This is a genomic window from Pseudomonas agronomica, assembly GCF_025917275.1.
GTDB classification, from domain to species: domain Bacteria; phylum Pseudomonadota; class Gammaproteobacteria; order Pseudomonadales; family Pseudomonadaceae; genus Aquipseudomonas; species Aquipseudomonas agronomica.
Map to the genome: position 1 here is coordinate 1 of NZ_JAOSHO010000529.1, position 3,308 is coordinate 3,308.

3 protein-coding genes and 1 pseudogene are annotated in these 3,308 nt (G+C 61.7%); 1 reads left to right on the forward strand and 3 read right to left on the reverse strand.

Features of this window, described 5'->3' with window-relative positions; all coding sequences use genetic code 11:
* Positions 1–47: 47 nt before the first annotated feature.
* The 3 genes from hpaE to OC610_RS23925 are packed head-to-tail and all read right to left on the reverse strand — an operon-like array spanning position 48 to position 2,955.
* A complete protein-coding gene (hpaE, locus tag OC610_RS23915) occupies positions 48–1,508 on the reverse strand; it encodes a 5-carboxymethyl-2-hydroxymuconate semialdehyde dehydrogenase (protein ID WP_264431372.1) in 1,461 nt (486 codons plus the stop codon).
* Positions 1,509–1,513: 5 nt separating this feature from the next.
* Entirely contained in the window at positions 1,514–2,284 is a 771-nt protein-coding gene (locus tag OC610_RS23920) for a fumarylacetoacetate hydrolase family protein (protein ID WP_264431374.1), read from the reverse strand.
* A gap of 11 nt (positions 2,285–2,295) precedes the next feature.
* Positions 2,296–2,955 (reverse strand): fumarylacetoacetate hydrolase family protein, encoded by a 660-nt coding sequence (locus tag OC610_RS23925; RefSeq protein ID WP_264431375.1) that lies wholly within the window; start codon positions 2,953–2,955, stop codon positions 2,296–2,298.
* 173 nt (positions 2,956–3,128) lie between these two features.
* Between OC610_RS23925 and OC610_RS23930 the strand changes: the two are divergent.
* Positions 3,129–3,308 (forward strand): annotated as a pseudogene (locus OC610_RS23930) (4-hydroxyphenylacetate catabolism regulatory protein HpaA); the annotation flags it as partial.

Consider the following 3,308-nt stretch of genomic DNA (forward strand, 5'->3'; position numbering starts at 1 on the left):
GGGGATAAATCCCCTCGCCACAAGGTCGATCACCAGACTTTTCTAGGTCACACCCCCCAGCGCGGTATGTGATGACTGCCCATGGAGATGCACACGTTCTTGATCTCGGCGAACACCTCGAAGCTGTACTGGCCGCCTTCACGGCCCGTGCCGGAGCCTTTCACCCCGCCGAACGGCTGGCGCAGGTCGCGCACGTTCTGGCTGTTGATGAACACCATGCCGGCTTCGATGCCATGGGCCAGGCGATGCGCCTTGCCGATGTCCTGGGTCCAGATGTAGGACGCCAATCCGTATTCGGTGTCGTTGGCCAGTTGCAGGGCTTCGGCTTCGTCCTTGAACGGAATCAGGCACACCACCGGACCGAAGATTTCTTCCTGGGCGATGCGCATCCGGTTGTTCACATCGGCGAACACGGTTGGCTGGATAAACTGGCCTTTGCTCAGGTGCGCCGGCAAGTTGGCCGGACGCTCCAGGCCACCGGCGAGGAGGGTGGCGCCTTCTTCGAGACCGATCCTGATGTAGCCGGTGACCTTGTCGTAGTGGGCCTGGGTGATCATCGAGCCGACCTGGGTCTTCGGATCTTGCGGGTCGCCGACAATCAGGCGTTTGGCGCGTGCGGCGAATTCGGCGACGAACTGCGGGTAGACGCTTTCCTGGATGAAGATCCGGCTGCCAGCGGTGCAGCGTTCGCCGTTGAGCGAGAAAATCGTGAACAGTGCAGCGTCAAGGGCGCGCTCCAGATCGGCGTCCTCGAAGATCAGCACCGGCGATTTGCCGCCCAGTTCCATGGAGTACTTCTTCAGGCCGGCGGTCTGCATGATCTTCTTGCCGGTGGCGGTGCCGCCGGTGAAGGAAATCGCGCGAACATCGGGGTGGCGCACCAACGCATCACCCGCCGTGGCGCCGTAGCCCTGGATCACGTTCAACACGCCGTTGGGGATGCCGGCTTCGACGGCCAGGCGCCCCAGTTCGTTGGCGGTCAGTGGCGACAGTTCGGACATCTTCAGCACGGCGGTATTGCCCAGCGCCAGGCACGGCGCGGTCTTCCAGGTCGCTGTCATGAACGGCACGTTCCACGGCGATACCAGTGCGCAGACACCCACGGGTTGGTACAGCGTGTAATTGAGCATCTGGTCATCGACCGGGTAGCTGTGCCCGTCCATGCGCGTGCAGACCTCGGCGAAGAAATCGAAGTTGTGCGAGGCGCGTGGAATCAATACGTTTTTGGTCTGGTGAATCGGCAGGCCGGTGTCGAGGGTCTCCAGCTCGGCCAGGCGCGGCACGTTCTGTTCGATCAGCTCACCAAGCTTGCGCATCAGGCGCGCACGTTCTTTCGCCGGTGTGCCGGCCCACTTCGGAAAGGCCTCCTTGGCCGCCGTCACGGCTTGCGCCACTTCTTCCGCGCCGCCGCTGGCGACCTCTCCGATGGCGTCGCCGGTGGCCGGGTTGTAGTTGACGAACACGTCTTTGCTTTCGACCTCTCGGCCGTTGATCCAGTGTTTGATCATGCTGCTCAAGCCTCTTTACGGGCGCTGAAGAACGCCGCTTCGCTGACAATTCGATTGACCAGGCGGCCCACGCCTTCGACTTCCACCACCACTTCATCGCCGGGCACCACATCGGCCAGGCCCTCGGGCGTGCCGGTGGCGATCATGTCGCCGGGCTGCAACGTCATGAAGCTGGACAGGTATTCGATCAGGTAGGGGATGTCGAAAATCATGTCCTTGGTGCTGCCTTCCTGGCGCAGTTCGCCGTTGATCCAGGTGCGCAGCGTCAGGTTGCCGGGATCCGGCACGTCGGCGACGTCGACGATCCATGGGCCGACCGGTGTGGTGGCGTCGCGGTTTTTCACGCGCAGGTTGGGGCGGTAGTAGTTTTCCAGGTAGTCACGGATGGCGTAGTCGTTGCACACCGTGTAGCCGGCGAGGTAATCCAGGGCGTCTTCGCGCTTGACGTTGCGTGCCGGCTTGCCGATCACCGCCACCAGTTCGCACTCGTAGTGCATGTAGGCGACGTTATCCGGGCGCCAGGTCACCTGGTTGTGGCCGGTGTAGGTCCCGGGGGATTTGATGAAGGCCAGGGGTTCGGTCGGTGGCTTGAACGCCAGTTCGGCGGCGTGGTCGGCGTAGTTCAGGCCCAAGGCAAACATGCTGCCGGTGGCCGGTGGCAGCCACTGCACCTGGTCCTCGGCCAACAGCCGACCATCGATCAGGCGCACAGCGTTGTGGTCTTCGACATGGGCGAGGTGGATTTCGCCTTCAAACTGGATACGGGCGTGTTTCATGGGAGCTCCTGTTACTCGGCCACGACGTGATTGGCGAGGCGGCCCAGACCGCTGATTTCAACTTCCACAGTGTCGCCCGGCTGCACATCGACACGGCCTTCCGGGGTGCCGGTGATCAGCACATCGCCGGCGTGCAGCGTCATGAACTCGCTGATCTCGGCGATCAGCAAAGGAATGGTGCGCACGAAGTTGGCGGTGGTGTTCTGCTGGCGAACCTGGCCGTTGACGTACAACGTGATCGCCAGGCTGTGCGGGTCCTGGAGCTGTGCCGTGGGGACCAACTCAGGCCCGATGGCACAAAAACCGTCGCGGCATTTGGCTTTGACGGCAGGGCGGTAGTAGCTGTCTTCCGGCAGGCTGAATTCATTGACGATGGTGTAGCCGGCCACGTAGTCGAGTGCTTCGGCCGCGCTCACACGGCTGGCGCTTTTCCCCATCACTACTCCCAGCGCCGGCCCCGCTTGCAGGCGTTCGCCCTGGCCCGGATGCACCACCTCGGCGCCGTGTTGGTTGCGCGTGTTGGGCGTCTTGATGAACAGCACCGGTTTGACGGGCGGTTTCTGATACGGCGGCTGTTCGAATTCGGCGAGGCGCTGCTTCAACAAACCCTGGAAGTTCAACGCGACCCCGAAAAGGGTGCCGGTCGCAACATCATGCAAGGCACGGCTCATGCTTTCTCCTGGCAGAGCCATGGGACGGCTCCGAATTTCGTTAATGTGTTAACAGTTATAATTAAGATGTTAACTATCGTCAAGCATGGCAAACTTTCTTCGCGGTGGTTGCGCAGCGCGATCCGGTGCAGGATGAGCACCACGGCAATCACAACAAAAATGAGTAGCGTGCGATGACTGACCGTCAACCCATTCCGAACATCAACATTGGCCAGGTGTACGACCAGCGCTACAGCGACGCGCAGGTCCACTACGACCGGTTGGCCAACCTGGCGGGTTTTTTCGGGCGCAACATGCCCGTTCACCGACATGACCGGTTTTTCCAGGTGCATTACGTGAAAAGCGGCACGGTG